Genomic DNA, 26,328 nt, shown 5'->3' with positions numbered 1-26,328 from the left:
CAGCAGACTGTTTTTTAACAACCCCGCAGAATAATAGGTTGCTTAACCAGAATTGAACCTGCGGTTCAAATGGTTGCTCAACCTCATTATTCTGCGATTCTGATTTATCTGTCTGCTGTGATAATCCTTCTGCTAAATAAACTGTGTGAAATTTTTGACAAAATTTCACACAAAAGGTAAGCAACCGTTTGAAATATTTTTGGTACGGTTGCCTTATTCTGTTGCCCAACGATTACTCTTATTTTCGGCATTAGTGGGCTGGTGTTTTATAACCAGCCGCTTACAGTACCGATGAAAGGTCTGCGATGACGGTATCGATTCGTCTATTGATAATATGAGTAACGGTAAACGTTATTCGTCCGCAAGAGATCCTTTCTTTAGTATGCGGCAAATATCCCCATTTTTCAAGTAGAAAACCACCGAGCGTGTCATAATAATCGGAGTGAAAATCGGTGTGCAACAATTCGTTGCAATCTTCCAGTCGCAGAGCGCCGGGAAGGATAAGCTGCGATGTATTGATAAAGCGCACCGAATGCATCGGGTCGTTCCGCGCCTTACCGTACTCATCCTGCACCGTGCTGAACACTGCAGCAATGATATCATCCATCGTGATAAGTCCTGCCACACCGCCGTGTTCATCAATGACGATTGCGATATTTTGCATCTTGGCATTCATCGCTTTGATGATAGAAAAGATGGAAGCTCCCTCGGGAACAAAAATCGCAGGACGCTGTAAAGCCTCAAGTTCAGGCTCCCGCTGCTCCTGCAAAGCAAACAACAACGTTTTATAATGGATAATGCCGGTAACGGTATTGGTTTCGGAATCGTAGACCGGCAAGCGGGAAAAACGACTGCGACGGAACTGTTCGATAACCTGCGGAAATGTCGCGGCAGCATCGACGTAAGCAATCGCCGTACGCGGCGTCATAATATTGCGGAGTTTTACATCCTGCAGCAAAACAGCCTTACGCAGCAACGCTTCTTCTCCAGCAGCAAGGGCGCCGTCTTCTTGCCCGATATGCACGAGCAGTTGAAGATCTTTTTCTTTGAGCGTATCCGACGTTGTTTTCGAGTGGGCATTACACAGCTTGAGGGCTGCTTTTGTCAACAGCGAGAACACCGCCACAATGGGACGGAGCAATGTGTAACACACATACAACGGCAGCGAGGCTTTCTTGCCGATCGATTCCGCCCGTTCGGCTGCCAGCGCTTTGGGAAAAATTTCGGCAAGGATGATAATGAGTACGGTAATCACCGCAGTCGCTGCGGGAACGGCCTGCGCACCGAACACATTAAGAGTAAAGGCAGTAATAAGTCCCGAATTCAACGTATTGACAAAATTGGTGCCGATAAGCGCAGTCGTAACGATTTTTTCTTTCATTTCTACGAGCCGAGCCAACCGTTGAGCATTCCTGCGGGAGCTTTTTTTAAGATTACGATATTCCGATCGTGTAATAGCGGTTACTGCCGTTTCGGTACCGGAAAAAAAGGCTGCGCAGGCGAGTAGGATAATTATTTCAACACTGATAACAACGAGGTTCATTCTTCCGCCTGCATCCGCACTTCAATTTGCACAATACGGTTTGCTTCAACCTTCGTTACGGTAAAAAGATACGGTTCTGCGGTGATTGAATAACCTGCCGCCGGAATTTCGCCCGCTTTTTCCATAATGTAGCCGCCGATAGTGTCGCTATACTGCGATTCAAGGTTGAGGTTCAGCTTTTCGTTTAAATCGGCGAGCCGGGTAATGCCTGCGATGGAGAAAGCATCCACTGCTTCGGCTTCATCACGAAGGGCACTCGCATCACCGGTTCCTGTCCGTAGCGATGCGGTTGGGGATGCGCTTGCCGACATGGAGTTCGATGCAATCTCCGCAGGCGTTACACCGAATTCGATTGCTGCCGGAGGCGTCCGCAATTCGTGTACAGCCGGTACCATACCTAATTTACTTGCAGCCGGTATAGCCGCAAGCTGTCCGGATTTGCTTACCGTCGGTAGAACTGCCGCTGTGTTATCCGGTACAGCCTGTGCCGTTCCTGCCGTATCAGCATGTATGCTTATATCCGCGGCAGCAGTGTGAGTGTTCATGCCTATCGCTGCGGTGTCTGTGTTTGCTGACTTCGGTTTGGTAGTTTGATCCGGTTGCAGCGGTTGCCCTGCCCTTCCCTGCTCACCGGCAGCATCTCCTTTTGTAGCGATATCTGTTTGTCCGGCTGTACCAGTTTGCACGGTGATGTCTGCCGGTACGTCGGTATCTCGTACATCATATTCGTCAAGAATACTGCCGAATATTTCTTCGCTGACATCCTCAACGGTTATCAGCCCTGCAGTGCCGCCGTACTCGTCAAGTACAATCGCCATTGTCTGCTGCTCGGTATGGAACTTTTTTTCCACTTGAGCGAGCTTCGTTGTTTCAAACACAAAAAGCGGCTTACGCAGATAGGCACTTACCTGAAAGGCAGCGCTTCCGTCTAAGTACTCAGGGGAAAAGAGAAAGTCTTTAATATAGAAGAAACCTTGTATTTCATCGATATTCGTACTGTATACCGGAAAGCGCGAAAATCGGGATTTTTTTGACAGTTCAATAATTTCTTCCGCAGATGCTCCGATATGAATTGCCGTAATATCACGCCGCGGCGTCATCACGCTGCGGACGGAAAAGTCGCCGTAGCGGAGAATGTTTGTCAGCAGTGTACGTTCATCACTGCCGATAAAGCCGCTTTCTTCCCGTGCCTGAAAAAACTCGCGTAAATCCGCCTCGGTAACAGCCGCCGTGTTTTGCGCTTCATGGATACCGCAAAGCCGCAGCAAAATACCGGTAACCGCAGAAAAAAGCGTAACAACCGGTGAGAGGATCGCCATCAATAATAGAATGAATCGGGCAAATGCGAGGCTCAAGGCATCGGGGTACACCAACGCAATCGACTTAGGCAAAATTTCACCGAAGATCAATAGCAGCACCGTACCTGCGGCAACCGCAATACCCAAGCCGGAATCCCCGAATATCCGCAGCGCGGCAGCAGTCAGCACTACGGAAATAGCGATGTTGACAATACTGTTCCCTATCAAAATCGTCGATAAAAATTTTTGTTTATTTTGCAGAATCTTTTCCGCTCGCGCTGCCGCACGGTTATTCCGTTCGCGCAAAAAACGCAACTTGAGTTTATTTAAAGATAAGAACGCTGTCTCCGCCGACGAAAAAAACATCGACAGCAAAAACAACGCTAATAAACTGATGAGCAGTAAGACTATATGCGGGGGTTCTCCAGTATCCATATTCGATAGATTATATTAAAATGAATTGTTAAAAATGTCAATTTTTTACATAAAAGTGCTTCCGACTTGACAAAATACGATACGACATATACCTTTTTATTAAGAATATAATTCTTAAAGGAGTGTAAAATAAAAGCCGTACAAATAGCACGGCTTTTATTTACTCAAGCTTGCTCAAGCGCAAACTTGTATATCATAAGCACGTTCTCACTTCGTTACGAACGTGCTTAAAAAGTCAATCGAAAGTTGATACTTTCTTCTTGACTTTTTATAGGAGGAGATATGAGAAAAGAGTTCCGCATTACGGCGTTGGTAGTAGGTATCCTTTCTATTATTGCAGGTATCTATATGTTCGTCAGCCCGATTACCAGCTTAGCATCGTTTTCGTTTTTTTTCGCAGCGGTTATGTTTATAAACGGTGTTTATGAAATTATCCATTATTTTGCAGACAAAGAAGATCATATCTTGATTGTTTTGCTGAACGGTATTCTCACTATCCTACTTTCAATTCTCGTACTATCCAGTCCTTTGTTTGCAGCAGCAACGATTATTCCATATTTCTTTGCCTGTTGGATATTGTTCAGCGGTATTACACGTTTTATTATCAGCTTTAAAATCCGCTATATAACCAGAAGAGGTGGCTTTTATTTACTGTTAGTAGGCATACTGGGTATCATCTGTGGAATCGTTATGCTGATGCATCCGCTCTTTACAAGCCTATTCGTCGCATATATGATCGGCTTCGACTTTATCTATCACGGTGTTATCAGCATCGTTTTATTCTTTAGAGGACGATAACCGATTAGAAGATATCATCAACTGATGCGCGGCTCTGTGCATTAGTTGATGATAAGTGTAGCGGTTTTTCTTTTCTGTAACCAACACGATTTTTTTAGAACAATACCGTTTATTATTTAGTAATTCTTCTATTACTTTTTTAGATGAGTTTGTATAACCGCATAAAACGATATGACTTTGAATATTCAAATTTCCGGTTTTCCCCATTTTTTTAACTTTGTACGGTTATCCGTAATGGGTAACCGTACTTGATTCGTTGTTTTACAGTATTGGCTACTTTAACGCCTTGTGGCAGAACCACCAGTCAAAGCCTTCGTATTCCTTGAGCCGCTTTTCAGCATCTTTTACGTTAGAAGCAGGCGGCACAATTGCGTGATCTTTGATTAAGCCGTTTTCGGGCCAGTTGGCAGGCAGCGCGACATTTTCCTTGTCGGAAATCTGCAACGCCTTTACCGCACGCAAAATTTCTTTCATGTTTCTGCCGATTTCCTGCGGATAATACAGTACCAACCGGAGTTTTCCTTCGGGATCGACGATGAATACGGCACGAACTGTGTTAGTTCCTTTACCGGGATGCAGCAGACCAAGCGCATTTGCAATGGAATCGTTTGCAGCAATAACAGGGAAGGTAATCTGCACATTGAGCTTATCTTTCATCCATTCAATCCATTTAATATGACTGAATACCTGATCGACAGAAAGACCGACCAATTTTACACCGAGCTTGTCAAATTCGGGCATCAATTCCTGAAAACCGACAAACTCTGTTGTGCAGACAGGGGTAAAATCGGCAGGATGGCTGAATACGATAAACCACGAGCCTTTCAGGTCTGCCGGTAATGTCATCGGTCCTTGTGTAGTTTGTACTTGTAAAGTGGGAAATGCATCGCCCAAGAGCGGCATGTTAATTCTTTCGTCCATAAAACATCTCCTTAAATCTTAATAATGATTCTTAATATATCATACTTTTGAAAAAAAGGCAAGCGCTTCATATCTTTTTGTATTTCTTTTATCACCTTTTCGTAAATGAATTCCCGCACCGGCTCGGTTTTCCTGTATAGCACCCTATGTTATTGAGTGTATTTCAGTATATACTGAACCTATGTGGAAATTATTGGCATTTCTTTCCGCGGTGTTTGCCGCTTTTACGTCGATTTTTGCGAAATATGGTATGAAAAATATCGACTCAACGCTCGCGACGGCGGTAAGAACCGTTGTGGTGCTTGTGCTGGCGTGGGGCATTATTTTTGCGAACGGGAATATCAAAGGCATAAAGGATTTAACAGCTACTAATTGGGTGTTCCTTATTCTTTCGGGGCTTGCAACCGGTGCGTCATGGCTGTGCTATTTTAAGGCGATACAGATCGGTGAAGTGTCGCGCGTTGCGCCGATCGATAAGCTGAGCGTTGTGCTTACGTTGATTTTGTCGTGCCTTATTCTGCATGAAAAACTGACAATAAAAACTGCCCTCGGCAGCGTACTCATCACCGCAGGTACCCTGCTGTTTTTGTAGGTACCGACCTTTTGCATAAAATTTTGTTCGATTAACTTATTCTCTTGTAGTTTTTTTGCCGTTATGCGATGATATCTCCCTGATGATCGATATTTATACTGAAATCCGCAAGCGGTACGGAAATGTCCGGCGCGCCCGCGGTTACTATTTATACACGGAAAAGAATATCCGGCTGCTTGATCTCTGGCTTGACGGCGGAAAAGCAATTTTAGGCAGAAGAACGGGACAGGCAAATCTGGTTTGTAAGCAATTTCTGGATAAGGGGCTCACCGGCTTTTTGCCGACCAAGGCTGACGCTCAATTACAGCGTGCGTTGGACGCCATGCTGCCGGATTATCCCGTTATCCGCTGGTATGAAACGCAGGGTAAGGCGGAACGGATAGCCGGTTCTGTGATGCCGGCCGGTCAAAACGGTACGGTACAGCCGCTGCCGGTATGGCGGCCGTTTTTAGACCTTGCTCCCGCTTCCGATTCTCAAGAGCCGATAGCCGATAGTATCATGTTGGTAACGCCCGCCTATCCGGTACCGTGCGGCATTATCGCTGCCGGCAGCCGGTTTGAAGAACGCTTGCCGCCTTCCGATGTGCTGTTCCCGCCGTTTGCGTACAGCCTTGCGCGGGCATTTTTCGATTTGAAACATAAGATGGAAGAACTTCAACTCAAAGAAATTAACATCGAAGACGGACACCATTCTGAGACGGCGGGACGGAGCGCAAGGGTAAGCCATACAATAGCAAAGAAACGTCAGGCGGCGCTCAACCGGAAAGCCGAAGCGGAGCGCCTCATTCCCGGCGTGTGGACACAAAAAGGTTGGTACCTCTTCCCTCATATTCCCGAAGCCGAATACCCTGCGTTCTTTTTGCAGGCGCTTGATGCTCACGTATTAATCTCTCCCGAATATGATATACCTTCCATTTTACCCGATTGCGAAAGCTACGCAGAATTAATCCGATTTTTAAAATTGAGGAATACTTGATGAAAAAAGCTCCCTTTACGCTGATTTATGCTGATGATGATATGATTGCGGTGAATAAAGCCGCCGGTCTTTTAGTTGCTGCCGACCGTTGGGATAGTGAAGCCCCGCGGCTCGACCTGCTCATTCAAAAAGAGCTGCCGCAGATTGCGCCGTTGTGTCAAAAACTCTATGCCGTACACCGGATTGATAAAGACACCTCCGGTATTTTGCTCTATGCCCTCAATGCGGAGGCGCACCGTGCGTTGAATACCGCATTTCAAGAGAGGGAGATAAAAAAAACATACCGGCTGCTGATTCACGGGCGGGTGCAGGAAGAACAATTTACTGTTGACCTGCCGCTGCGCGCCGACGGAGATGCGCTGCACCGTACCGTTGTAGATAAACGGCGCGGCAAGGAAGCGATAACGCATTTTACGGTACTGGAAACGTTCCGGCAATTCTCCCTGCTTGAGGCTCGCCCCGTAACCGGCAGGACGCATCAGATTAGGGCGCACCTTGCAGCCGCCGGTTACCCGATTGTCTGCGATTCGCTGTACGGCAGCGGTAAACCGGTACTCCTTTCCGAGCTCAAACAGCGATGGCGCGGTGATGTGTATACGGAACAGCCACTTATCCGGCGGCTTGCGCTTCATGCCTATCAGCTTGAAGGAATTCATCCGCAAACGCACGAGCCTTTCTCCTTTACTGCGGAATACGCTAAGGATTTTAAGAGTACGGTGCATCAGCTTCAAAAGCTGTAGGAGAGTGTTACAGTTATCAGTGTAATCGCATCGATACTATTTCAAACAGGAGTATTCCCTTTGTGCGAAATTTTGAATAAAATTTCGCACATTTTTTCGGCAACAGGGCAAATGCATCAGGCAGAGAAGATAAAAAATCGCAGAAAAAATGAGGTTGTGAGACCATTTGAACCGCGAAGTGGTTCAACTCTGGTTGAACAACCTTATTTTTTCTGCGGGGTTATTTAAACACCGACTGATGTGTTTGCCCTGAGGAACCTCTGTTGAACCTCTTGCATAAGATATCGGTTTCTGCTATAGTAGCACCATTATCGGCGCCGTGCCCAAGTGGTAAGGGAGAGGTCTGCAAAACCTTCATTCATCAGTTCGATTCTGATCGGCGCCTTTTTCTCCCTCTATTCGTTCAATTTGATAATCCAAATGCACAATTAAAATTCCGTACAATACTATCGCTAAATTCTTTTACAGCAGCTTCATCTATGCTGATTTCTTCAAGTGCCACCGTGGACGATTCATACTGTTTGATAACGCCTGTCCGTTTTACCGCATCGGAACCGGTTTGCTGTACCGGAACGGCTCCTGTGTACCGCAGGTTTGCACATTGCGCCGTAACTGCGATAATATCGCGGGGATGGGAGTAAGGCTCCGCTTTGAGCCTCATATATGGGGCATCGGTTTCCGTTAAGAGACGGGTACTATCGAACGAGGCAGCCATTGCACACACGGATTTCTGCCCGCGGAGCACTGCCTTACCGAGCGAAAAATAAGCGTTGACGCCTTTTTTAAGAAATGCCGACGCCTCTTGCGGACTGCCTCCCCAGCCGTGAAAGATAACTGCCGGCAGTTTTTTTAACCGAGGTACCGAATCAAAGATGAGCGGCAGCGCTTTCCGGCAATGAATCACCACCGGCAGCTGAAAGTTGTGTGCCCACCGTAATTGCATATCCCATACTGTTTGCTGCATCGGCAAGAGTTGTTTATACTCATCATTAAAAAGATCGAATCCACATTCTCCAATCGCTTGAATTTCTTTCTTTTCCAAAAGGCGGTATAAAAATTCCGCTTCATCGGTTACGGAATTTTGGGGATGGATGCCGAAGGAAAAAAGTACGTGCTGTTGTGCAGAGGACTGTAAATGAGTTTCGCTTTGGTGTAGGTCTATTCCTTCGGTAAGAGAACCAGCGCCGCCGCATACATTGCGTTCAAAGAGGCGACGGTGCCGTTCATATTCGGTATGATCATGCGCCGAGCAGCAAAGCGATACCGGATACGCAAACGGTTCGTCTACATTTCCGGCACCGCCTACAGAGGCGCACGTATCAAAATAATCTGCAGGATGGAGATGGGCATCAATGTACATACATTGAGACTATTTACGCCTTGAACGTCAAGCCGCCCTTTCCGGCATCCACCGTAATGTCGGTCTTGCCGACGAATGCGCCAGAAAGCAGCTCTTTGGCGAGCTTGTTTTCAAGTTCGGTTTGGATAGCCCGCTTTAAGGGACGCGCGCCGTACAAGGGATCGTAGCCGATATCGGCGAGGAAGTCCTTTGCAGCATCCGTTACAGTCAAATGCAGGCGGCGTGCTTCAAGCCGTGCGGAAACAGCCTGCAGCTGAATATCGACAATCTTGCGGATATGCTCTTTGCCGAGCCGTCTAAAGGTTAAAAGCTCATCTATGCGGTTCAAAAACTCAGGGCGGAAATGCTGTTTGAGCAGATCTTTAATCTGCGCAGTCATTTCTTCCGGAGTGTCCGCCGCTAAAATCAGCTCCGAGCCGAGATTGCTCGTCATGATGATAATCGTGTTGCGGAAGTCGATTACCCTGCCTTGTCCGTCCGTCAGCCGCCCGTCATCCAGTATCTGCAAGAAAACATTGAACACATCGGGATGCGCTTTTTCAATTTCGTCAAAGAGCACCACGCTGTACGGACGGCGGCGCACTGCTTCGGTCAACTGTCCGCCTTCGTCATAGCCCACGTAGCCGGGCGGCGCTCCGATTAAGCGACTCACCGAATGCTTTTCCATGTATTCGCTCATGTCGATACGGGTAAGCGCCCGGTCATCGTTAAAGAGGAAGTCCGCAAGGGTGCGCGCCAGTTCGGTTTTACCCACACCGGTAGGCCCGATACAGAGGAAGCTGCCGAGCGGGCGGTTGGGGTCGGAAAGTCCTGCCCGGTTCCGTCTAATGGCATCCGCAACCGCCTGTACTGCCTGATCTTGTCCGACAACCCGTTTCTGCAATACCGATTCCAGATCGAGGTACTTCTGCTGTTCGCTCGCCAGCATCTTTGCAACGGGAATACCCGTCCACATCGAAACGATCTTAGCGATATCCTCTTCGGACACCTCTTCGCGGAGAAGCTGTCCGCTGCTGCCCGCTTTTTTTGCAAGCTCCGCAGTAACCGCGGCAATCTTTTTTTCCAGTTCCGGTATGCGTCCGTATTTCAGCTCGGCTGCCTTATTCAAATTACCGTCGCGCGTAAACTGCGTTTCTTCGCGGCGCAGCTGCTCAAGCTCTTCCTTATATTTCCGCGACTCGTTGATGCGGGTCTTTTCGTTTTGCCACTGAGCCTGCATCACATTCCGCTTTTCAGTTAAGTCGGACAGCTCCTGCTCCAACTTCTCCAACCGCTCTTTTGAAGCAGCGTCCGTTTCTTTTGAAAGCGACACTTTCTCGATGTTCATCTGGAGGATTTTGCGCTCCACCTGATCAAGTTCAACCGGTTGGCTTTCAATTTCCATTTTAAGCCTACTGGCTGCCTCGTCCACAAGGTCGATTGCCTTATCAGGCAAAAAGCGGTTGGTGATATAGCGGTTGGAAAGCACCGCTGCTGCGATGAGCGCCTCATCCTTAATACGCACACCGTGGTGTACCTCGTACTTTTCCTGCAAGCCGCGCAGAATGGCAATGGTGTCCTCTACATTCGGTTCGGGACAGTATACTTGCTGGAAGCGGCGCTCAAGGGCGCTGTCCTTTTCGATATACTTACGGTACTCATCCAAGGTGGTCGCACCGATAGCCCGCAGCTCACCGCGCGCCAAGGCAGGCTTTAAGAGGTTGGAAGCGTCCATCGCCCCTTCGCTTGCACCGGCGCCGACAAGGGTATGCAGCTCATCGATAAAGAGGATGATGCAGCCCTCGGCTTTCTGCACCTCGGAAATAACCGCTTTGAGGCGTTCCTCAAATTCGCCGCGGAACTTAGCACCGGCAACCAAGGCGCCGAGGTCAAGCGATAAGAGCTTTTTTCCGCGCAGGCTATCCGGCACGTCGCCAGACACAATCCGGCGGGCAAGTCCTTCGACAATAGCGGTTTTACCGACACCCGGCTCACCGATCAATACGGGGTTGTTTTTAGTGCGGCGCGAAAGTACCTGCATTACCCGCCGGATTTCTTCATCGCGTCCGATAACGGGATCGATTTTTTCTTCTCGTGCAAGTTCGGTCAAATCGCGGCAGTATTTTTCCAGACTGTTGAACGTCGCTTCGGGATCCTCGCTGGTAACCCGCTGATTTCCCCGCACATCTTTTAAGGCTCTCAACGCCGCATCGTAGGTAATACCGTGCGAGCGGAGCAGTTCGCCAACCTCATCATCGCTTTTAGTAAGCGCAAGAAGAATGTGCTCCGTAGAAACATACTCATCCTTGAGCGAAGCGGCGATCTTTTCCGCCTGAGCGCAGAGTTTTGTTAAAACCGGCGACATATAGACCTGTGCAGAGTCGCCCGTTACCCGCGGTTTTTTATCCAAAATAACATCGAGCGCATCAAGAATCTGATCAGTTGATGCACCGATCTTCTCAATGAGCGGCGGTACAATCCCCTCCTCTTGATCCAAGAGTTTGTATAAGAGATGAACCGGCTCAATCTGACTGTGATTGTCCTGTTCGGCAAGCGAGGCTGCATCCTGCAATGCCTCACGTGCTTTCACTGTGTATTTGTCTATATTCATACAATAAATGTACGCACAAAATGGAAAAACGGCAATAAAATTTTTTTAGCAAACGGTGGCTTATGCTACGGTGTAAAACGAATCCGCTGCCAATAGTTGTTATACAGCTCTAGGTTTGCGCCAAGGTCTTTTTTGAGAATACAGTCATTAAGATCGTCGAGCGCGTAGTGCGGTCGTTTCTTTTGGTAGTACCCAGCTTCCGTGTGGATGGAAGGCGGAAATCCGAACGTATCTAAGAACTCGGCATAAACGGTAGGTTCAAGCACAAAGTTGATAAAGGCATGTGCAAGTTCCGGATGAGGGGCTCCTTTGGGAATACAGAAGCTGTCGATATACAAGCCTGAATGAACGCCTTGCGGAATAAAGAAGTCAACATACTGCGTTTGATCTTCCTGCAACTCTGCAAAAATTGCCTCTGCATATCCTTGCACCGCTAAAAAATCCCCCGACGCAAAAGATTTTGCAAAGCCGTCCGCATCAAACTTTATGAGATTCGGTTTCCAATTGTTTTGGATTAGACGATATGCTTGTTCCAGCTCATCGGGATTGGTGCTGTTCGGCTCATACCCCAAAGAACCTAATGCAGCGCCGAGTACTTCCCTCATATCATCCATCATCGTCATTCTATTTTTTAAATCTGCCCGTTCAAAGATATTCCAGCCGCGCTCATAATCGGGCACTTCCTTGGTGTTTACCGCAATGCCAGCCGCACCCATATAATACGGTACTGAAAATTCCATTTTGGGGTCATACTCTATTCGATGGAGTACATCCAGACGTAGATAGCGGATGTTCGGAATTTTTGAAACATCAATAGGCTCAAGCATATTGAGTTTTATCATAATGGAAACATAGTCTGCCGACGGGATAACAAGGTCGTAGCCTTTTGAACCAGCCATGAGTTTGGCAAACATATCTTCATTGGACGCAAAATCATCGTAGACAACTTTGACCTTGTATTTTTTTTCAAAAGCGTGGATAACGGAATCGGGCGTGTAGTATGTCCAATTATACAGATAGAGAACTGCTTCTCGTGTGTCGCGGCAAGTGGTAAAAACAATAAGACAAGAGAGTATTACTACGATGCATAAAAAAATAGAACCTGTCCTTTTAAAACGATGATCCATAGTCTACCTCACGATGATATTGTATATAGGGCATCTCTAAAAACTTGGTTAGATTTTTAGAGATGCCCGACGAGTTTAAAATTAAGTCTTTATACAATAATGACTTAATTTTAAACATCGCAACTGAATCTAAGGAAAACCTCTAAAAAACTGAGGTTTTTAGAGGTTCCCTATAGAATATACAAGAAATAACCCATAGATGACAAGCTCGGTGGCAAGGGAAAATGCAGGGAAACATAGCAAAACACATCAGGTAGTTTTTTGAATACCTTCACGAATATACCTGTTTGCTCTAAGCAAATAACGAATTTGCCGAATCTGGATGTTCGTGTTATAATATCGATATGAACATTACACGGAAATTACCGGTGGGAATACAGAGTTTTGAAAAACTCCGCCGTGACGGATATCTCTATGTTGATAAGACGGCATTTGCATGGAATCTTGTTCAATCATCCAGTCCATATTTCTTAAGCCGCCCGCGGCGGTTTGGAAAAAGCCTATTTCTTTCTACATTAGCGGCATATTTTTTAGGTCAAAAAGAGTTGTTCAAAGGACTTTATCTTGAACAAGCCGAGGAAGAAGCAGCTGTTCAAGAAAGCAGAGATGCGTGGCAAGAATATCCTGTACTATATTTAGATTTTAATACAAAAAATTATTCGGATGAGCAGGCCTTAGCAGCTATCTTGAATGCGCATCTCCGCGATTGGGAAGAAGCTTTTATGCTGGAACAGAGAGAGGAAGCGCCGGATGGCCGGTTAAAAGACCTCATTCAACGTATCTACCGAAAAACCGGTAAGCCGGTTGTTATCCTCGTAGACGAATACGACAAACCGCTTCTGCAAACAATAGGCGTAAACGAAGAACTGAATGAACGATACCGCAATGCACTCAAAGCGTTTTACTCAGTGATCAAAACCTGCGACCAATATATCCGTTTTACTTTTTTAACAGGTGTTACAAAGTTCAGTAAAATCAGCATTTTTAGCGATCTGAATAACTTAAACGATATCAGTTTGTTGCCGAAGTATGCCGGTATCTGCGGCATCAGCCAAAATGAATTGGAAAGTACCTTTGCTCCTGAAATTAAAGCGCTTGCACAGGCGAATGAGCTTACCTATGATGAAACTCTCAAACAGCTAAAGCAAAATTATGACGGCTACTGTTTTGCTCAGGCAGCGGAAAACATATATAACCCGTTTAGCCTGTTACGGGTATTTGACGGGCAACTTTTCCAAAGCTATTGGTTTAGTACAGGAACACCAACTTTTTTGATTAATTACCTCAAAGACGCGCACTACTTTATCCCTGATTTGGACGGAAAGGTTGAACTTGATGAAGAAGGTTTACAAACATATCGAGCCTTTGCAAAGGAGCCGTTTCCGATTCTCTTTCAATCAGGATATCTAACGATTAAAGAATACATAAAAGAGGCACGGTTGTACCGGCTCGGCTTTCCGAATGATGAGGTGCGGTATGGCTTTTTAAAGAACTTGCTGCCTGCATATTCATCGGTTCAACCTGATGAAACAGGAAAGTCGATATGGCGGTTTGCGGAAGATATCCGCAAGGGCGATGTAAACGGCTTTATGGAACGGCTTCAGTCGATCATAGCCGGTATTTCTTATGACAACTTCACTGAAGAAAACCTGAAACTGCGGGAGCAGAATTATCAGACTGCTGTGTATCTCGTGTTTACGCTGATGGGACAGTTCGTACAGACGGAAGTCCACTGCTCAACCGGTCGTAGTGATTGCGTAATTACTACCGCGGATAGCATCTATATTTTTGAATTTAAGCTCAGCAGCAATGGTAGCGCAGAAGATGCGCTCGCACAGATAAAAGAGAAAAACTATGCCGCACAGTACAAGACAGACAGAAAGAAGATTGTGCTGATTGGTGCAGACTTCAATGAACAAGCACGTACTATTAAGGAGTGGAAAACAGAGCGCTTTCAGTTCGATTGATAGATACGGCAGCTGGAGTATGATACTGGGCAATATGCGGCGACGGAATCATTAATTATAAACACCTCAGCATTTCAGACTGCTATATTATCCATAACAATACAGCCCCATGTACTCCTTTATCCCTACAGCCATTATATGGAAGAGAGGTTTTCTGTAACAAAAAAAAAGCAAAAAAGTTACAAAATTAATGATTGACAAATGAAAAAAAATCTTATAGCATATATCTAATTAAAGTTGGTCGCTAAAAAGCGTGTTACGCTTTGGCCAAAAAAGTATTAAAGGAGGTATTTTTCATTATGAAAAAATATCTACTCGTAAGCTTGACTATTCTTTTTGCTGCTACTTTTGTGTGGGCAGAAGGTGCTACAACTGTAGAGCCAAGCGTCGATATTGAAGCCGACGCAACATTAAGCTGGGGATTTGACCTTGGCTCAAAGACTAACCCGGATTTTAAGAACGGATTTAAAAACGAAGCGTCTTGGGGTGTAAACTTCCCGCTTCTCGCGAAGGCTAATAAAACTTCTACCAAGAACGATGTACCCGTATACGGCGAAATCACCTTAAAGAATGTGGCTCTGAATCTTGTCAGCGAAAAAGACAGCGGCGGACATTTTACTATGGACGGGAAAGTAGATAGTCTTGCAGCTAAATTGGTTATCTACGGCGCTTATGTAACTGTTTTTAATAAACCGAGCTTTGCGTCAAACTATGCTGAAATATGGGAACCTGCTGATACTGACCTGTATATGCCAGAAGACTATAGATTTAAACCCTCATTTGGTGGCTATGGTACAAAGATCGGCTATGCAAACAAGGACTTTATGGACTTGGATGTCGGTTTAAAACTTGGTTCCAGCAGCAACTGGGCTCCTGATGATCCGTCCGCAATCCAGCATATGAAACATTTTGATGGAAGCACTAGATTGGAAGAAGGTGAGTATATATACATATACGATCCTTCAACAGGATTTTGGGCATGGCTACAAGGTGGTGGTAAGGGCACATGGAATGGAGATCCTTTGTGGTTCCCGCCAGCAGGTGACTATTATTTTACCGCTACAAAGAAGGGAGATGTCACGGTATATCATTACGGAATCGGCTTTGATTTTTCTATGAAGCCGCTTGATAAAATGCTTGCATTTGCCCTTACCGTTAACTCTACATTTGGCAAACAGTACAAAAAGGTTGATGATGGTCTTCTTAATCTCGGTTTTGAAGTAACCTCAGAACCGGTGGATGGATTAAAGTTAAAGGCTGGCTTTGATGGTAAGTATGTGTTTGATAAAAAAGCATTTGATTGGGATACTGTCTTTACTGCTGAATACAAATGGGTAGGCGCCGGTGTGTATGTTGGTTCAGCTGGTACACCTATTGGAAAGAGTTTAAGCGGTCTCCCTGCTGATAACCGTACAGATATGGCAGTGTTTGCACAGTTTGCAACAAAGGGCGATAAAGAAGATGCAACCAACTTAGTAGAAGGCTTGGATGCAGGTGTCTATGTCGGTATGTATAAACTGCTTGATAAGGCTCATAAATTCCCGTTCTTTGCAAAGGTTTGGGGTGCATATACGGTTAATATCAACGATTCTATGTGGATAAAGCCGTTCGCAAATCTTTGGCTTGAAACCGACCATGGTACTCAAGCTGTTGGTCTTGCTTATAACCTTGGTGTAACTTACAGCCCTGTTGAAAAGGTTGAAGTAACGGCAAAATGGAGTCATGGCAAAATTAATACTGATACTCATAATGGTATTATCAAAGCTTCTGTTATCGACAGCGAACACAGAGGTCGTTTTGTTCTTTCACTTAAAGTTAGCTACTAAGCCGTATTTAGCCTTATAGCTAAACTTAAAAGCCTGTTCCGCACTACGCGGAGCAGGCTTTTTTTGTCTGTAATAGGTAGTGTTAATTCATAATTCTACAATTATTATTCATACACGGAAGACGTAACACCCCATAGCTCTCTGTATCGGACTATGTTGAGTTTCCTTTTTTAGCTCAAACTCCATCTTATGGAGCACGAATCACTGTGTCGATCATATAAAAGCGCCTACCGGAAGCTTTCAAAATGCTCACATCCATGCTATAATAGAACCCGTAAGAGGGAAGCAGCTATGAGTACGGTAAACAGAAAATACAAAGATTCCGTCTTTGTAGATCTTTTCAGTGAAGACGAAAAGGCAAAAGAAAACTTTTTATCGCTGTATAATGCCTTACACGGAACAATACTTAAAGATACAGCACAACTAAAAATAGTCAGACTCGATCAAGTTCTTTATATGGCATTCTATAATGATGTATCCTATCTCGTTGATAATAAGATTATCGTGCTCGCAGAGCATCAATCAACCATAAATCCCAATATGCCTCTCCGCTGTCTTGAGTATGTCAGTCGCCTGTATGAAACGCTTTTTGAATCAAAAGAAAAATACAGCCGGAAGCTTTTAAACATTCCAACGCCGGAATTCTACGTCTTTTACAATGGGGCAGAACCGTATTTATGTGATACAACATTAAAACTATCAGATGCTTTTATAGAAAAGGCAGGAGAAGTAAATCTTGAATTGACCGTTCAGGTAATAAACATTAATCAGCAAGATAAACATCCGGTGTTGGCAAACTGTCAAACTATGAAAGAATACAGCATATTTGTGGAAACAGTCAGAAAATGGAAAGAGCTAGATCCGCTAAACGGTTTTGAAAAAGCGATCGAGGAATGCATAGCAAATAATATTTTGAAAGAGTATCTCAAACGTAAGACCAAGGAGGTGTTGAATATGTTACTTGCTGAATATGATTATGAAACAGATATAGCAGTGCAACGAGCCGAAGAACGAGAAATAGCTTTTGCCCAAGGTGTTGAACAGGGTATTGAACAAGGTATCGAGCAGGGTATCGAGCAGGGTATTGAACAAGGTTCTTACCAAAAAGCTCGTGAAACTGCTGTAGCATTTAAAAGACTCGGCATTGATATTGCCAAAATAGCAGAAGGAACTGGCTTAACCGTACAGGAAGTAGAAGCCTTGAGCTAATTCAGAAGTTATGAATTCCCCAAAAAAACTAAACTACCCGCGCCCCTGTAGACACAAAAAAGAGCCGATAAGCATTCACCTACCGGCTCTTTGCTTTCTGCATTCTTCCCTACAAAAGCACCTCAGGGATTTTACCCTTAGTCAATTGTATAAACTGAAAAAAATGAGTATAGTCCTTTCATGCTCGAATTTTTAGCGCTTTGCGCAGTCGGCGCCGAGCCGATCCTTTCAAATGAATTAAAACTGTTAGACTTTAAACCGGTTAACCGATTGCCGGGACGTGTTTTTTTTACCCCTACACTGAAGGAGCCGGAAGTCGTAAGCATTATGCGTGCGAACTTTTACCTCCGCACTGCGGACAGGCTCTATCTCGTCCTTAAAGAATTTGCCGCTGATAACTTCGATACCCTGTATGACACCGTTGCCGCAGTAGATTGGCAGCGTTTTTTTCCCAAAGATTCCAAGATAACGGTAGACAAGGTGAGAACCTTTAAGAGTAAACTCGCTTCCGAACATGCAGTGCAGCGGGCTGTTCATAAGGCGGTATGCACCGCGCTCTGTTCCGCATGGAAGATGGATGTATTACCGGAAACGGGAAGGGAGTACAGCATACGCATATATATAGAACATAACCGCGTGTATCTGCTGCTTGACCTTTCGGGAGAACCGCTGCACCGGCGGGGATACCGATTAAGCGGAGGCACTGCGCCGATGAGGGAAACGCTGGCGGCTGTTCTGTTGCAATGTATGCAATGGAAACGGAAGCTGCCGCTGCACGATGCTTTTTGCGGGTCGGGTACCATCCCGATTGAAGCGGCATTGTATGCCTATAATATCCCCCCCGGAATCGGCCGCAGCTTTGCCTTTGAAACCTTTTCCTGTTATTCATCTAAAAAAGACCGGCAGCTTATTGAAGAAGAACGCCGGCGCGGTGCGCTCAATATCCGCACGGATTGCTTGGTACGGGTGAGCGGTTCCGACAACGATCCTGAGGCGGTACGGCTTGCTCAAACCAATGCGGAGCGCGCCTGTATGCTTGCAGGTAAAGCGTTGCAGCGGATTGGAAAAGATAACCGTATCCCGCGCCCCGAATTTATCCAAGCTGATTTTAGTGAGTTGGCTGCGCCGTATCCCGAAGGAGTGCTCCTTTCCAATCCGCCTTACGGAGACCGCCTCGGGGATGAACAGGAAGCAACTGCGCTCTACGAAAAAATGACGTCCATTCCGCACGAGTTTGACAACTGGCGTTTAGGTTTTATTACCGACAAACCGGCTTTTGCAGACATATTCCTGCATGCAGGCATTACGCTCAAAAAGCGGCCGTTAAAAAGCGGCAATCTCGACACCTGCCTGTATTATTACGGGCTATAGCAAGAGCTTATATGCAGGCATTTTTTTCTACCGTACATACGGTATTTACCGGTATCGTGCTGCAAGCGGTGCCGTTCATGCTGCTGGGAGCGCTTTTATCCTCGGCGCTATATGCTTTTGTTCCCGACCGGCTGCTTATCAAGCTTTTTCCTAAAAAATACGGGATCGGCTTTTTAACGGCGCTCTTTGCCGGAGCGTTGTTCCCCGTTTGCGAATGTGCGGCAGTTCCATTGATGCGCAGCCTGATTAAAAAAGGCGTCGCGATGCCAATCGCGGTTACTTTTATGCTTGCGTCCCCCATCGTCAACCCTATTTCGATTGTCTCGACCCTGTACGCGTTCCCACAACAGCCATCTGTGGCGTTCTACCGGCTGTACTTCGGTTTACTGATTGCATTCGGAATTGGGCTTTTACTGCTATTTTACCCCGAAGAAAAATATTTAAAGGAAGATTTTGATAGGGAGCCGGCCGCGCAGCCGCATTCCCTTGGCGGTGCTGCTGCGTTTCGCCTTGCAACAGGCAGAACAAGGACACAAAACAGCCGCAGCGAAGCTCAATCGGACAATTTCGAGGGCACCGCTGCAAAAAGCAAAGCACAATGGCTGCAAGCAAAAGTATACACGCTGCTGATGCACACCTGTTCGGAATTTTTTACCACAGGTCCTTTTTTAATCTTCGGCGCTTTTATCACCGCCCTGATACGCGCGGTCGTGCCTCAGGAGTTTTTCAGCATCACAAGCAGCAGTACGGCAGGTTCGCTTCTTGTGATGATGCTTTTTGCTTTTGTATTTTCCGCTTGCTCTACTTCCGACGCCTTTATCGCCCGCAGCTTTTTAAACAGATTTTCCTTCGGTTCAATTCTCGGTTTTTTAGTATACGGCCCGATGATGGATATAAAAAACCTCTTTATGCTGTTGTCTTTGTTTAAAAAGCGGTTTGTGATAGAGCTTACCCTTATTATCACGGCAATCAATTTTATCGGTATTTCAATGTTGGTTCGACTGTTTTTATGATTGGAGGGGCTTCGGAGAAAAAATTTGCAATTTTCCTCTTGACTTTTTATTCCAATAAGTATATTATTACCGCCATTACGGGGGCGTAGCGAAGCTGGTTATCGCGCTGGCCTGTCACGCCGGAGATCGCGGGTTCGAGCCCCGTCGCTCCCGAAGAAGCTCACCGCGCAAGTGGTGAGCTTTTATTTTTATAATCGTTAAGATATAATCACACAAACGGGCAGTAGCGCAGGGGTAGCGCGCTTGGTTCGGGACCAAGAAGTCGGGGGTTCAAATCCCCCCTGCCCGATCTCTCCTAAAGTTGAAAAGCAAAAAAATCTATCAATAGCATTGCATTTGAGATATTGAGTAGATTACAAATTAAAGCTATAGTTTCGCTATGCAGCCGTTGTGTCGCTTTTTTTCAGTATTTTTTATCATTTTTTTCCTCTTATCACAAAATCTTTTCGCGCAGGATGTAAAATCTTTTGATACCGCTGAAAAGATAAAAAAGTTCCCGGTAAGCGGATTTATCGCTTTTTCGGTAAACACTATGATTGCCGAAAGCCGCGAATATGTCTGCGATTACGAGCTAATCTTAAGCGATCTGAAATGGCCGCTTACCCCCTCGGCTTCTTATACGATTTACGGCGGCGTATATTTCCCTAAAGGCATTCACATCGAAGGAAATATTTCGTTTATGCAGCCGATGTCTACGGCTCCTATGACTGATTCGGACTTTGAAGGTATACAAGCAACACCTCCGCAGACAGGTATAACAAAATTTTCCGAACATAACTGTACGATTATGGGTGGATTAAGCTGGGCAGCAAAACTCGGTTTACAGTTACCGATGCCGCAAACTGCTGCAATGCGGAGTGCCGGTGTTCTATTCACGGTAGAACCAATGCTCAGTTTTTACTACTCAACAATCAGCTGGCATTCCTACGGCGGCTATCTGCAATATGCAAAAATAAGGCCGAACGGAACGTATGAACCATGGTCTAAAGCATTACCTAAAGTACCGCATAACGGCCCAGCAGTATCATATCAACAGCAAATAATGATACCGGCAATAGGAGTCGGTTTTGAAGCAACACTCCCGCATAAACTAACGCTTTTATCGGATTTTCACCTTACTGCCGGCATTATGGCTTTTGCAGAAGATATTCACCATGAACGTAATATGCGATTCGTCGATATTCTGGGCGGCGGCTGGGCGATGCACGGCAATATCCGATTACAGTGGAACTGTCTGCCGTTCTTTGCAGTATTCTGTAATCTTTTTTATCAATATTGTATTTCAATAGAAGGCAACAGTATCGTTTATAACGGTATCACCTCAACTAAACCCTCTTTCTATACACCACCCAATTCTGCAGGCACTTCTCTACGTGGTTGTACCTGCTCAATCGGGTGTGCTTTCCGGATAGGGCGGTAACTATGCAGCAGATGGGGCAAACGCTCGGGCAACGGCTTGAGCAGCGGATGAGTCAAAGTCAGATCCAATCATTAGATATACTGGCAATGCCGGCTATCGAACTCCGTGAAAGAATTGCGGAAGAGCTTGCAGAAAATCCTGCCTTGGAACCCATCCGCGGAACACAACAAACATCTCTACCGCAAAAAGGTCAAGCAAAACAAATTGACTGGAAAGAGACATATTACCACAACGACCGAATCCCGTCAGCGTTTTCAGCAGAAGCAAGCGATGCGTTCCAGACTTTTTTGGAGAACATTCCAGCGCCTCAGCGGCAAAGCTTGCAAAGTCATCTTTTGGAGCAACTGTTTGTTCTCAAGCTCGATCCGCTTACATCCTCTTTTGCCGAACGGATTATCGAGAATTTAACGAATGACGGTTTCCATGTCGTCCCGCTAAACGAACTTTTTAAAACGGAACTCTTAAAAAAAGAAAATGAGAAAGATCTCGCTTTGACGCGGCATAAAATATCGCACGCATTATCGATCGTCCGACAACTTGATCCTATCGGGTGTGCAACGCAAGATTTTAAGCAATCGCTTTTGGTGCAAGCAAAAATATTATTCCATGATAAGACGAAAATCGACCCTGTGTATGCCTATACTATCGATATCTTAGCAAATCATTTTTCTTATTTAGAAAAAGCCCGTCCGTACTCCCTTGTTCGTGCGGTCAATGAGAATGCGGACATCCCTTATAAACTGACACAAGAAAATGCAGAGGATATCCTTGCATTGATTGCTTCGTTACATCCTTTTCCCGGAAGAACGCTCGCTGCTGATATAGCACCCAATGAGTATATTATACCAACAGCCTTCATCGAACGGAACGATCAAGAATTTACCGTAAAAATAAATAATCTTGAAGTACCGCTTCTTACCGTTTCATCTGAATTTCAGGACTTAATAAGCCATGCGAAAGATACCACTGCTAAAAACTATATAAAAGAACAGATTCAAAAGGCAAAAGCTTTTATTGGAAGTTTGAACCAGCGGGAGAAAACAATTATCGATGTACTGCGCAAAATAGTTTCGGCGCAAGAAGCATTCTTTTTAACCGGAGATAAACGGCGATTGGCGCCGCTTACTCAACAGCAGATAGCAAAAGAACTGGATATCCATGAATCTACCGTATCGAGGACGGTTGCCGGAAAATATGTACAATGCCAATGGGGTACCTTTGAAATACAATATTTTTTTACCAATGCCATAGCGGTGCAGCCACAGTCCGGTACTCCTTTGCAGTCTGCAGCTTCTTCGCAAGCCGATGTTTCCGCTTCGTCCGGTACTCCTGCGACGAGGGAAGGGGTTAAGGATTGTATTAAAGAACTGCTGCTCGAAAACGCTGCAAAAGGGGTAAAGCTTTCTGATCAAAAAATTTCCGACTTATTGCAGGAGAAATACGGTATTTCCGTTGCCCGCCGTACCGTCGCAAAATACCGGAAAGAACTCGACATCGGCTCATCATATAACCGCGCGTAGCGGTTCAATACAATTCTTGACAGTATTCTATTTTTTACGCTTTAATAAAGCTTATACAATAGAAAGGCTCTACGGAACCACTTTTCAGAGGCCTTTCTCAGATTACTTTATAGGAATGGCTCGCCAGCCTATCTCTTTCAAGCGAGGTTCATCTATGAAACTAAATCGCATCGTTTTTTTTAGCTATCTTATATTTTTCAGTTCTTTTCTTTTTGCGCAGACGGAAAATACGGCTATGCCCGACCCCAATAACCCTAATTGCATTTATGAAAAAGCACAGCTGGGCGAATTTTTTATCCACATGGCAAAAATTACCAACCCTTCAAAGGGTTCCGCTCCGGCAGTTGAAGTGTTGTTTAATTCCGATTTTCAATGGGAACCTTGCAATCCTGATGACGGTTGGGGACGGGATGACAAAACATATCGCTACCATGAAGAAGAAGTTCCCGGCACTCCCGTTTTTTTCAGCATCACTAATAAGCTAAACGACGTAACCTATTATCGCATAGAAGGGGTTCATCCCTTTGCTCTCCCCCTGTATGATGACCCAGCTGAAGCGGAAATGCTCAAACGTTTCATTTTCTTTAAATTTACGGCTTATGCAGCGAAGGGTGGGCATTTTGAAAATTACCTTAACAATTTAATGTGGGCGGTGGATACCAATACGAAGCTGCTTTACCCGTATGGAATGCCGAGCGATTACAAAAAAATAATTGGAAACAATTATATTCCGCGAAACTGGTTACCTTATGAAACACACCCGAATACGGCTGATGCAAAGTTGAAATTTTATGAATATGATCCCATCGGCTTTATTTCTCTTGAGAAAGACTATAATTTTTTAGGCGTAAAAACAAATGTGTATTTATATGATTGGTGGAACGAATCGGTTGGTGCAGGCTCTTCTATGAAAACAGTAAAACAAAAACGCTTTATGCCCCGCATTTCTGATGAGGCACTTGAAGACTGGACCATCCGCGATGCAGCAAAGCCGGTGAGATCACCTTACAGGCGGTAGTGAGAGTTATGGATACAACTTTCGAGGTAGAAATAAGAAGGTTCTTAAAGATGTAATACAATAAGGAAAAATAAATGTCTAAAATGAAAATAGCTTTACTACAATTAATGCCGGGGACATCTCTTGTTGAAAATATGCATATCGGTATATCAGCTTGTCGCAAGGCAAAAAATATTGGGGCAGATATAGCATTATTTCCTGAAATGTGGAGTATTGGTTACGAAATACCTGAATCTGTCAATGAATTACAGAGTAAAGCAATTAGTAAGAATGATACGTTTATACGTTCATTCTCGGATTTAGCGAAAGAATTACAAATGGCTATCGGTATAACATTTCTTGAAAAGTATGAGCCATTACCAAGAAACAGTATATGTCTGTTTGATAGATTTGGCAAAGAACTATATACCTATGCAAAAGTACATACATGTTCTTTTGGAAATGAAAAAACGTTAATGCCCGGTAATGATTTTTATGTATCTGTATTAGATGCAGAGCATGGTTGTGTAAAAATAGGTTCAATGATTTGTTATGATAGGGAATTTCCTGAGAGTGCACGAATACTCATGCTCAAAGGTGCAGAAATAATACTTGTACCGAATGCCTGTCCAATGGAAATTAATAGGATTTCACAATTAAGAGCAAGAGCATTTGAAAATATGGTTGGCATTGCAACTGTTAATTATCCAAAAGGGAAACCTGATTGTAATGGTCATTCTACAGCATTTGACGGTATTGCCTATAATATTGATGAACCATATTCGCGAGATACATTAATAATAGAAGCCGGGGAAGAAGAAGGAATATATATAGCAACTTTTGATATAGAGGAATTAAGAAAGTATAGAAGTAGAGAAGTTCATGGTAACGCATACCGGCAGCCGGCAAAATATAAGATTTTATTATCAGAAGAGAAACAAGAGCCGTTTATCCGTAAAGATTATAGAAGTTCAGTAAACTAACACCTGCTTCAACGTTATATTTGTTTTGTCTCGAAAGTTGCTTAAAGAGCCTGTACAGCACCGTATGTTTCACAGCAACTTCGCTTTATGCTTACGCTGTCGGCAGAGTCATAAACGCAGGCGGAACGAATGTTAAGTGCTCTCCTGATTTTCCTTGTCCGTACTTGAAAGCATTACCTTCTAATACGCATCCTTTTTATCATTCTGAAATTAAACATTACTCAATGTCCCCATAGGTAGAAATGTCAATAGGTTCAGAAACAAGGCTTTTATTGAAATTTTCCATGCTTGTATCCATCATTTTTAGAGTATTTACTGAAACTTGAAAAGGTTTTGTAAGTTCTCGCGGTTCAAGCAATATTCTGCCATCATCATATTCTTCTACATGGAAGTATTCGTAGGAAGCGTTTCGCAATGTTACCCTTTTTTTTGACTCGATTTTTGCATCATAATATTTTAAGACTGGTATCGACATAATATACCCTCTTATCAGTGGGGAATTCCTCTATTAAACTATAAGCTTAAAGATAAAAAAATCAACACCCCGACGCAATTGAAATGAAAACTGATATACTGGCGTTTATATTACTTGATTGGAGAAGCAGTATGACATACGGGTATATCAGAGTAAGTACGGATAAGCAGACGATTGAAAATCAGAAATTTGAAATTACCAATTTTTGTAAACAGGAAAAGTTGAGTGTAGACGGATGGATTGAAGAAACTATTAGCGGAACAAAAAATTATGATAAGCGTAAGCTGGGGGAACTTTTAAGGATAATCAAAAAAGATGATTTAATCATTTGCGCTGAGCTTTCTCGTCTTGGACGTAATTTGTTTATGATCATGGAAATCCTCAATATCTGTATGAAAAAAGAATGCAGGGTATGGACGATTAAAGACAACTATCGCCTTGGGGATGACATACAAAGTAAAGTTCTTGCATTTGCGTTTGGTTTGAGTGCAGAAATAGAACGGAATTTGATTAGCCAACGGACAAAAGAGGCGTTAAAACTGCGAAAAGCAGAAGGAGTAATATTAGGAAGAAAAACAGGATCAAGAAATGTTCATCTCAATAAAAAATGTTTGCAAAACCATAACTTTATTTTAAGACAATATAATAACGGTGTAAGTATTCCGATAATTGCCGAAATAATTGGTGTTGCAAAAGGTACGCTATATCGCTATTTGGCTTATACTGAAATTAGATTGCCGGAAAAAAAAGAAAATGATACATGGATACGAGGTATTTATTAGACCTAAAATATCCTCCAATTTTTGAAGACTGATATTAAAGCACGATATCAAGGATATACGTTCTTCTTTAAGGAGGGATTTTGTTGGAATAACGTTCTAAATCCTAAAGCAAGATTACTCAAAGTTAAAATGAAATCTGCATCGGTCAATGATGTCGGCTCAATGTCATTAAGTACTTTATTAAAAAATATTCCGAATTATTATCTTGTATGTATCTTGAATTCCGACTTTATATTCGATTATTATCGAGAATTTATAAATTGCACTGTGAATATTCAAATAAACGATATCAAGCAGATTCCTATTATTATACCGACTAAAGAAAGTTTAAAAATGATATCTAAAATCTTTCAGGAAGCTATAGACTTAAAAAAGTCCGTGGTAT

At 44.2% G+C, this 26,328-nt stretch carries 21 protein-coding genes and 3 tRNA genes; 17 read left to right on the top strand and 7 right to left on the bottom strand.

Translation table 11 applies throughout. The annotated features are described in order from the left end of the window. Positions 1 to 280 precede the first annotated feature (280 nt). Both DWB79_RS05020 and DWB79_RS05010 read right to left on the bottom strand, forming a co-directional pair. Positions 281 to 1,543, bottom strand: a complete 1,263-nt coding sequence (locus tag DWB79_RS05020) for a hemolysin family protein (protein WP_016522954.1) — start codon at positions 1,541 to 1,543, stop codon at positions 281 to 283. Then, positions 1,540 to 3,276 (bottom strand): hemolysin family protein, encoded by a 1,737-nt coding sequence (locus DWB79_RS05010; RefSeq protein ID WP_016522953.1) that lies wholly within the window; start codon positions 3,274 to 3,276, stop codon positions 1,540 to 1,542. The genes DWB79_RS05020 and DWB79_RS05010 overlap by 4 nt, the downstream gene beginning before the upstream one ends. Positions 3,277 to 3,558: 282 nt before the next feature. On the opposite strand from DWB79_RS05010, the gene DWB79_RS05005 reads away from it, so the two are divergent. Further along, entirely contained in the window at positions 3,559 to 4,074 is a 516-nt protein-coding gene (locus DWB79_RS05005) for an HdeD family acid-resistance protein (protein ID WP_016522952.1), read from the top strand. 273 nt (positions 4,075 to 4,347) lie between these two features. Here DWB79_RS05005 and DWB79_RS05000 read toward each other — a convergent pair whose 3' ends face one another. Beyond that, positions 4,348 to 4,995 (bottom strand): peroxiredoxin, encoded by a 648-nt coding sequence (locus DWB79_RS05000; protein WP_016522951.1) that lies wholly within the window; start codon positions 4,993 to 4,995, stop codon positions 4,348 to 4,350. Positions 4,996 to 5,176: 181 nt separating this feature from the next. On the opposite strand from DWB79_RS05000, the gene DWB79_RS04995 reads away from it, so the two are divergent. The 4 genes from DWB79_RS04995 to DWB79_RS04980 all read left to right on the top strand — a co-directional run bounded on the left by DWB79_RS04995 (position 5,177) and on the right by DWB79_RS04980 (position 7,688). Continuing rightward, positions 5,177 to 5,587 (top strand): EamA family transporter, encoded by a 411-nt coding sequence (locus DWB79_RS04995; protein WP_016522950.1) that lies wholly within the window; start codon positions 5,177 to 5,179, stop codon positions 5,585 to 5,587. Positions 5,588 to 5,669: 82 nt separating this feature from the next. Beyond that, positions 5,670 to 6,563, top strand: a complete 894-nt coding sequence (locus tag DWB79_RS04990) for a hypothetical protein (protein WP_016522949.1) — start codon at positions 5,670 to 5,672, stop codon at positions 6,561 to 6,563. Continuing rightward, on the top strand, positions 6,563 to 7,303 hold the full coding sequence (locus DWB79_RS04985; protein WP_016522948.1) for an RluA family pseudouridine synthase: 741 nt from the start codon (positions 6,563 to 6,565) through the stop codon (positions 7,301 to 7,303). Before DWB79_RS04990 ends, DWB79_RS04985 begins: the two co-directional genes overlap by 1 nt. Positions 7,304 to 7,616: 313 nt before the next feature. Next, positions 7,617 to 7,688, top strand: a tRNA-Cys gene (locus DWB79_RS04980). Positions 7,689 to 7,706: 18 nt separating this feature from the next. On the opposite strand, the gene DWB79_RS04975 is transcribed toward DWB79_RS04980, so the two are convergent. From DWB79_RS04975 to DWB79_RS04965, 3 genes are all read right to left on the bottom strand, one after another. Then, positions 7,707 to 8,663 carry a TatD family hydrolase gene (locus DWB79_RS04975; protein ID WP_016522947.1) on the bottom strand — a complete coding sequence of 319 codons (957 nt, stop codon included), beginning with the start codon at positions 8,661 to 8,663 and terminating at the stop codon, positions 7,707 to 7,709. Positions 8,664 to 8,676: 13 nt separating this feature from the next. After that, positions 8,677 to 11,253: an ATP-dependent chaperone ClpB gene (clpB, locus tag DWB79_RS04970; protein ID WP_016522946.1), complete on the bottom strand. Its 2,577-nt coding sequence runs from the start codon at positions 11,251 to 11,253 to the stop codon at positions 8,677 to 8,679. 65 nt (positions 11,254 to 11,318) lie between these two features. Continuing rightward, positions 11,319 to 12,380: an extracellular solute-binding protein gene (locus DWB79_RS04965; RefSeq protein ID WP_016522945.1), complete on the bottom strand. Its 1,062-nt coding sequence runs from the start codon at positions 12,378 to 12,380 to the stop codon at positions 11,319 to 11,321. A 344-nt stretch (positions 12,381 to 12,724) separates the two neighbouring features. On the opposite strand from DWB79_RS04965, the gene DWB79_RS04960 reads away from it, so the two are divergent. From DWB79_RS04960 to DWB79_RS04910, 11 genes are all read left to right on the top strand, one after another. Next, positions 12,725 to 14,347 carry an ATP-binding protein gene (locus tag DWB79_RS04960; RefSeq protein ID WP_016522944.1) on the top strand — a complete coding sequence of 541 codons (1,623 nt, stop codon included), beginning with the start codon at positions 12,725 to 12,727 and terminating at the stop codon, positions 14,345 to 14,347. A 299-nt stretch (positions 14,348 to 14,646) separates the two neighbouring features. Then, positions 14,647 to 16,173, top strand: a complete 1,527-nt coding sequence (msp, locus tag DWB79_RS04955) for a major outer sheath protein Msp (protein ID WP_016522943.1) — start codon at positions 14,647 to 14,649, stop codon at positions 16,171 to 16,173. 291 nt (positions 16,174 to 16,464) lie between these two features. Continuing rightward, positions 16,465 to 17,382, top strand: a complete 918-nt coding sequence (locus tag DWB79_RS04950; RefSeq protein WP_016522942.1) for an Rpn family recombination-promoting nuclease/putative transposase — start codon at positions 16,465 to 16,467, stop codon at positions 17,380 to 17,382. A gap of 180 nt (positions 17,383 to 17,562) precedes the next feature. Then, positions 17,563 to 18,753, top strand: coding sequence for a THUMP domain-containing class I SAM-dependent RNA methyltransferase (locus tag DWB79_RS04945; RefSeq protein ID WP_016522941.1), 1,191 nt, complete (start codon positions 17,563 to 17,565; stop codon positions 18,751 to 18,753). Positions 18,754 to 18,764: 11 nt separating this feature from the next. After that, positions 18,765 to 19,766 (top strand): permease, encoded by a 1,002-nt coding sequence (locus DWB79_RS04940; protein ID WP_016522940.1) that lies wholly within the window; start codon positions 18,765 to 18,767, stop codon positions 19,764 to 19,766. 79 nt (positions 19,767 to 19,845) lie between these two features. Further along, a tRNA-Asp gene (locus DWB79_RS04935) sits at positions 19,846 to 19,919 on the top strand. A 64-nt stretch (positions 19,920 to 19,983) separates the two neighbouring features. Further along, positions 19,984 to 20,055: transfer RNA gene (locus DWB79_RS04930), tRNA-Pro, on the top strand. 90 nt (positions 20,056 to 20,145) lie between these two features. Next, complete coding sequence (locus DWB79_RS04925) at positions 20,146 to 21,186, top strand: omptin family outer membrane protease (RefSeq protein ID WP_016522939.1); 1,041 nt, start codon at positions 20,146 to 20,148, stop codon at positions 21,184 to 21,186. 2 nt (positions 21,187 to 21,188) lie between these two features. Further along, entirely contained in the window at positions 21,189 to 22,706 is a 1,518-nt protein-coding gene (gene rpoN, locus DWB79_RS04920) for an RNA polymerase factor sigma-54 (protein WP_016522938.1), read from the top strand. A 154-nt stretch (positions 22,707 to 22,860) separates the two neighbouring features. Then, positions 22,861 to 23,724, top strand: coding sequence for a hypothetical protein (locus DWB79_RS04915; RefSeq protein ID WP_016522937.1), 864 nt, complete (start codon positions 22,861 to 22,863; stop codon positions 23,722 to 23,724). Between the two features lie 74 nt (positions 23,725 to 23,798). Continuing rightward, on the top strand, positions 23,799 to 24,686 hold the full coding sequence (locus tag DWB79_RS04910) for a carbon-nitrogen hydrolase family protein (protein ID WP_016522936.1): 888 nt from the start codon (positions 23,799 to 23,801) through the stop codon (positions 24,684 to 24,686). Between the two features lie 217 nt (positions 24,687 to 24,903). Here the strand turns inward: DWB79_RS04910 and DWB79_RS04905 are convergent, their stop codons facing one another. Next, positions 24,904 to 25,164, bottom strand: coding sequence for a hypothetical protein (locus DWB79_RS04905; protein ID WP_084762273.1), 261 nt, complete (start codon positions 25,162 to 25,164; stop codon positions 24,904 to 24,906). Positions 25,165 to 25,292: 128 nt separating this feature from the next. On the opposite strand from DWB79_RS04905, the gene DWB79_RS04900 reads away from it, so the two are divergent. Beyond that, a complete protein-coding gene (locus tag DWB79_RS04900; protein WP_016522934.1) occupies positions 25,293 to 25,943 on the top strand; it encodes a master DNA invertase Mpi family serine-type recombinase in 651 nt (216 codons plus the stop codon). The last annotated feature ends 385 nt before the right edge of the window (positions 25,944 to 26,328 follow it).

The organism is Treponema medium, from assembly GCF_017161265.1.
GTDB lineage: Bacteria > Spirochaetota > Spirochaetia > Treponematales > Treponemataceae > Treponema > Treponema medium.
The sequence above is the reverse complement of the archived record's forward strand: the minus strand, read 5'-3'. Positions and strand labels throughout refer to the sequence as shown.

Excerpts from the sequence above, each read along its gene's own strand:
- clpB (WP_016522946.1), bottom strand. The coding sequence starts at position 11,253 with ATGAATATAGACAAATACACAGTGAAAGCACGTGAGGCATTGCAGGAT.
- DWB79_RS04925 (WP_016522939.1), top strand. The coding sequence starts at position 20,146 with ATGCAGCCGTTGTGTCGCTTTTTTTCAGTATTTTTTATCATTTTTTTC.
- DWB79_RS04910 (WP_016522936.1), top strand. The coding sequence starts at position 23,799 with ATGTCTAAAATGAAAATAGCTTTACTACAATTAATGCCGGGGACATCT.
- DWB79_RS04940 (WP_016522940.1), top strand. The coding sequence starts at position 18,765 with ATGCAGGCATTTTTTTCTACCGTACATACGGTATTTACCGGTATCGTG.
- DWB79_RS04965 (WP_016522945.1), bottom strand. The coding sequence starts at position 12,380 with ATGGATCATCGTTTTAAAAGGACAGGTTCTATTTTTTTATGCATCGTA.
- DWB79_RS05005 (WP_016522952.1), top strand. The coding sequence starts at position 3,559 with ATGAGAAAAGAGTTCCGCATTACGGCGTTGGTAGTAGGTATCCTTTCT.
- DWB79_RS05010 (WP_016522953.1), bottom strand. The coding sequence starts at position 3,276 with ATGGATACTGGAGAACCCCCGCATATAGTCTTACTGCTCATCAGTTTA.
- DWB79_RS04915 (WP_016522937.1), top strand. The coding sequence starts at position 22,861 with ATGAAACTAAATCGCATCGTTTTTTTTAGCTATCTTATATTTTTCAGT.
- DWB79_RS04975 (WP_016522947.1), bottom strand. The coding sequence starts at position 8,663 with ATGTACATTGATGCCCATCTCCATCCTGCAGATTATTTTGATACGTGC.
- DWB79_RS04990 (WP_016522949.1), top strand. The coding sequence starts at position 5,670 with ATGATCGATATTTATACTGAAATCCGCAAGCGGTACGGAAATGTCCGG.
- DWB79_RS05000 (WP_016522951.1), bottom strand. The coding sequence starts at position 4,995 with ATGGACGAAAGAATTAACATGCCGCTCTTGGGCGATGCATTTCCCACT.
- rpoN (WP_016522938.1), top strand. The coding sequence starts at position 21,189 with ATGCAGCAGATGGGGCAAACGCTCGGGCAACGGCTTGAGCAGCGGATG.
- DWB79_RS04995 (WP_016522950.1), top strand. The coding sequence starts at position 5,177 with ATGTGGAAATTATTGGCATTTCTTTCCGCGGTGTTTGCCGCTTTTACG.
- msp (WP_016522943.1), top strand. The coding sequence starts at position 14,647 with ATGAAAAAATATCTACTCGTAAGCTTGACTATTCTTTTTGCTGCTACT.
- DWB79_RS05020 (WP_016522954.1), bottom strand. The coding sequence starts at position 1,543 with ATGAACCTCGTTGTTATCAGTGTTGAAATAATTATCCTACTCGCCTGC.
- DWB79_RS04950 (WP_016522942.1), top strand. The coding sequence starts at position 16,465 with ATGAGTACGGTAAACAGAAAATACAAAGATTCCGTCTTTGTAGATCTT.
- DWB79_RS04960 (WP_016522944.1), top strand. The coding sequence starts at position 12,725 with ATGAACATTACACGGAAATTACCGGTGGGAATACAGAGTTTTGAAAAA.
- DWB79_RS04900 (WP_016522934.1), top strand. The coding sequence starts at position 25,293 with ATGACATACGGGTATATCAGAGTAAGTACGGATAAGCAGACGATTGAA.
- DWB79_RS04945 (WP_016522941.1), top strand. The coding sequence starts at position 17,563 with ATGCTCGAATTTTTAGCGCTTTGCGCAGTCGGCGCCGAGCCGATCCTT.
- DWB79_RS04985 (WP_016522948.1), top strand. The coding sequence starts at position 6,563 with ATGAAAAAAGCTCCCTTTACGCTGATTTATGCTGATGATGATATGATT.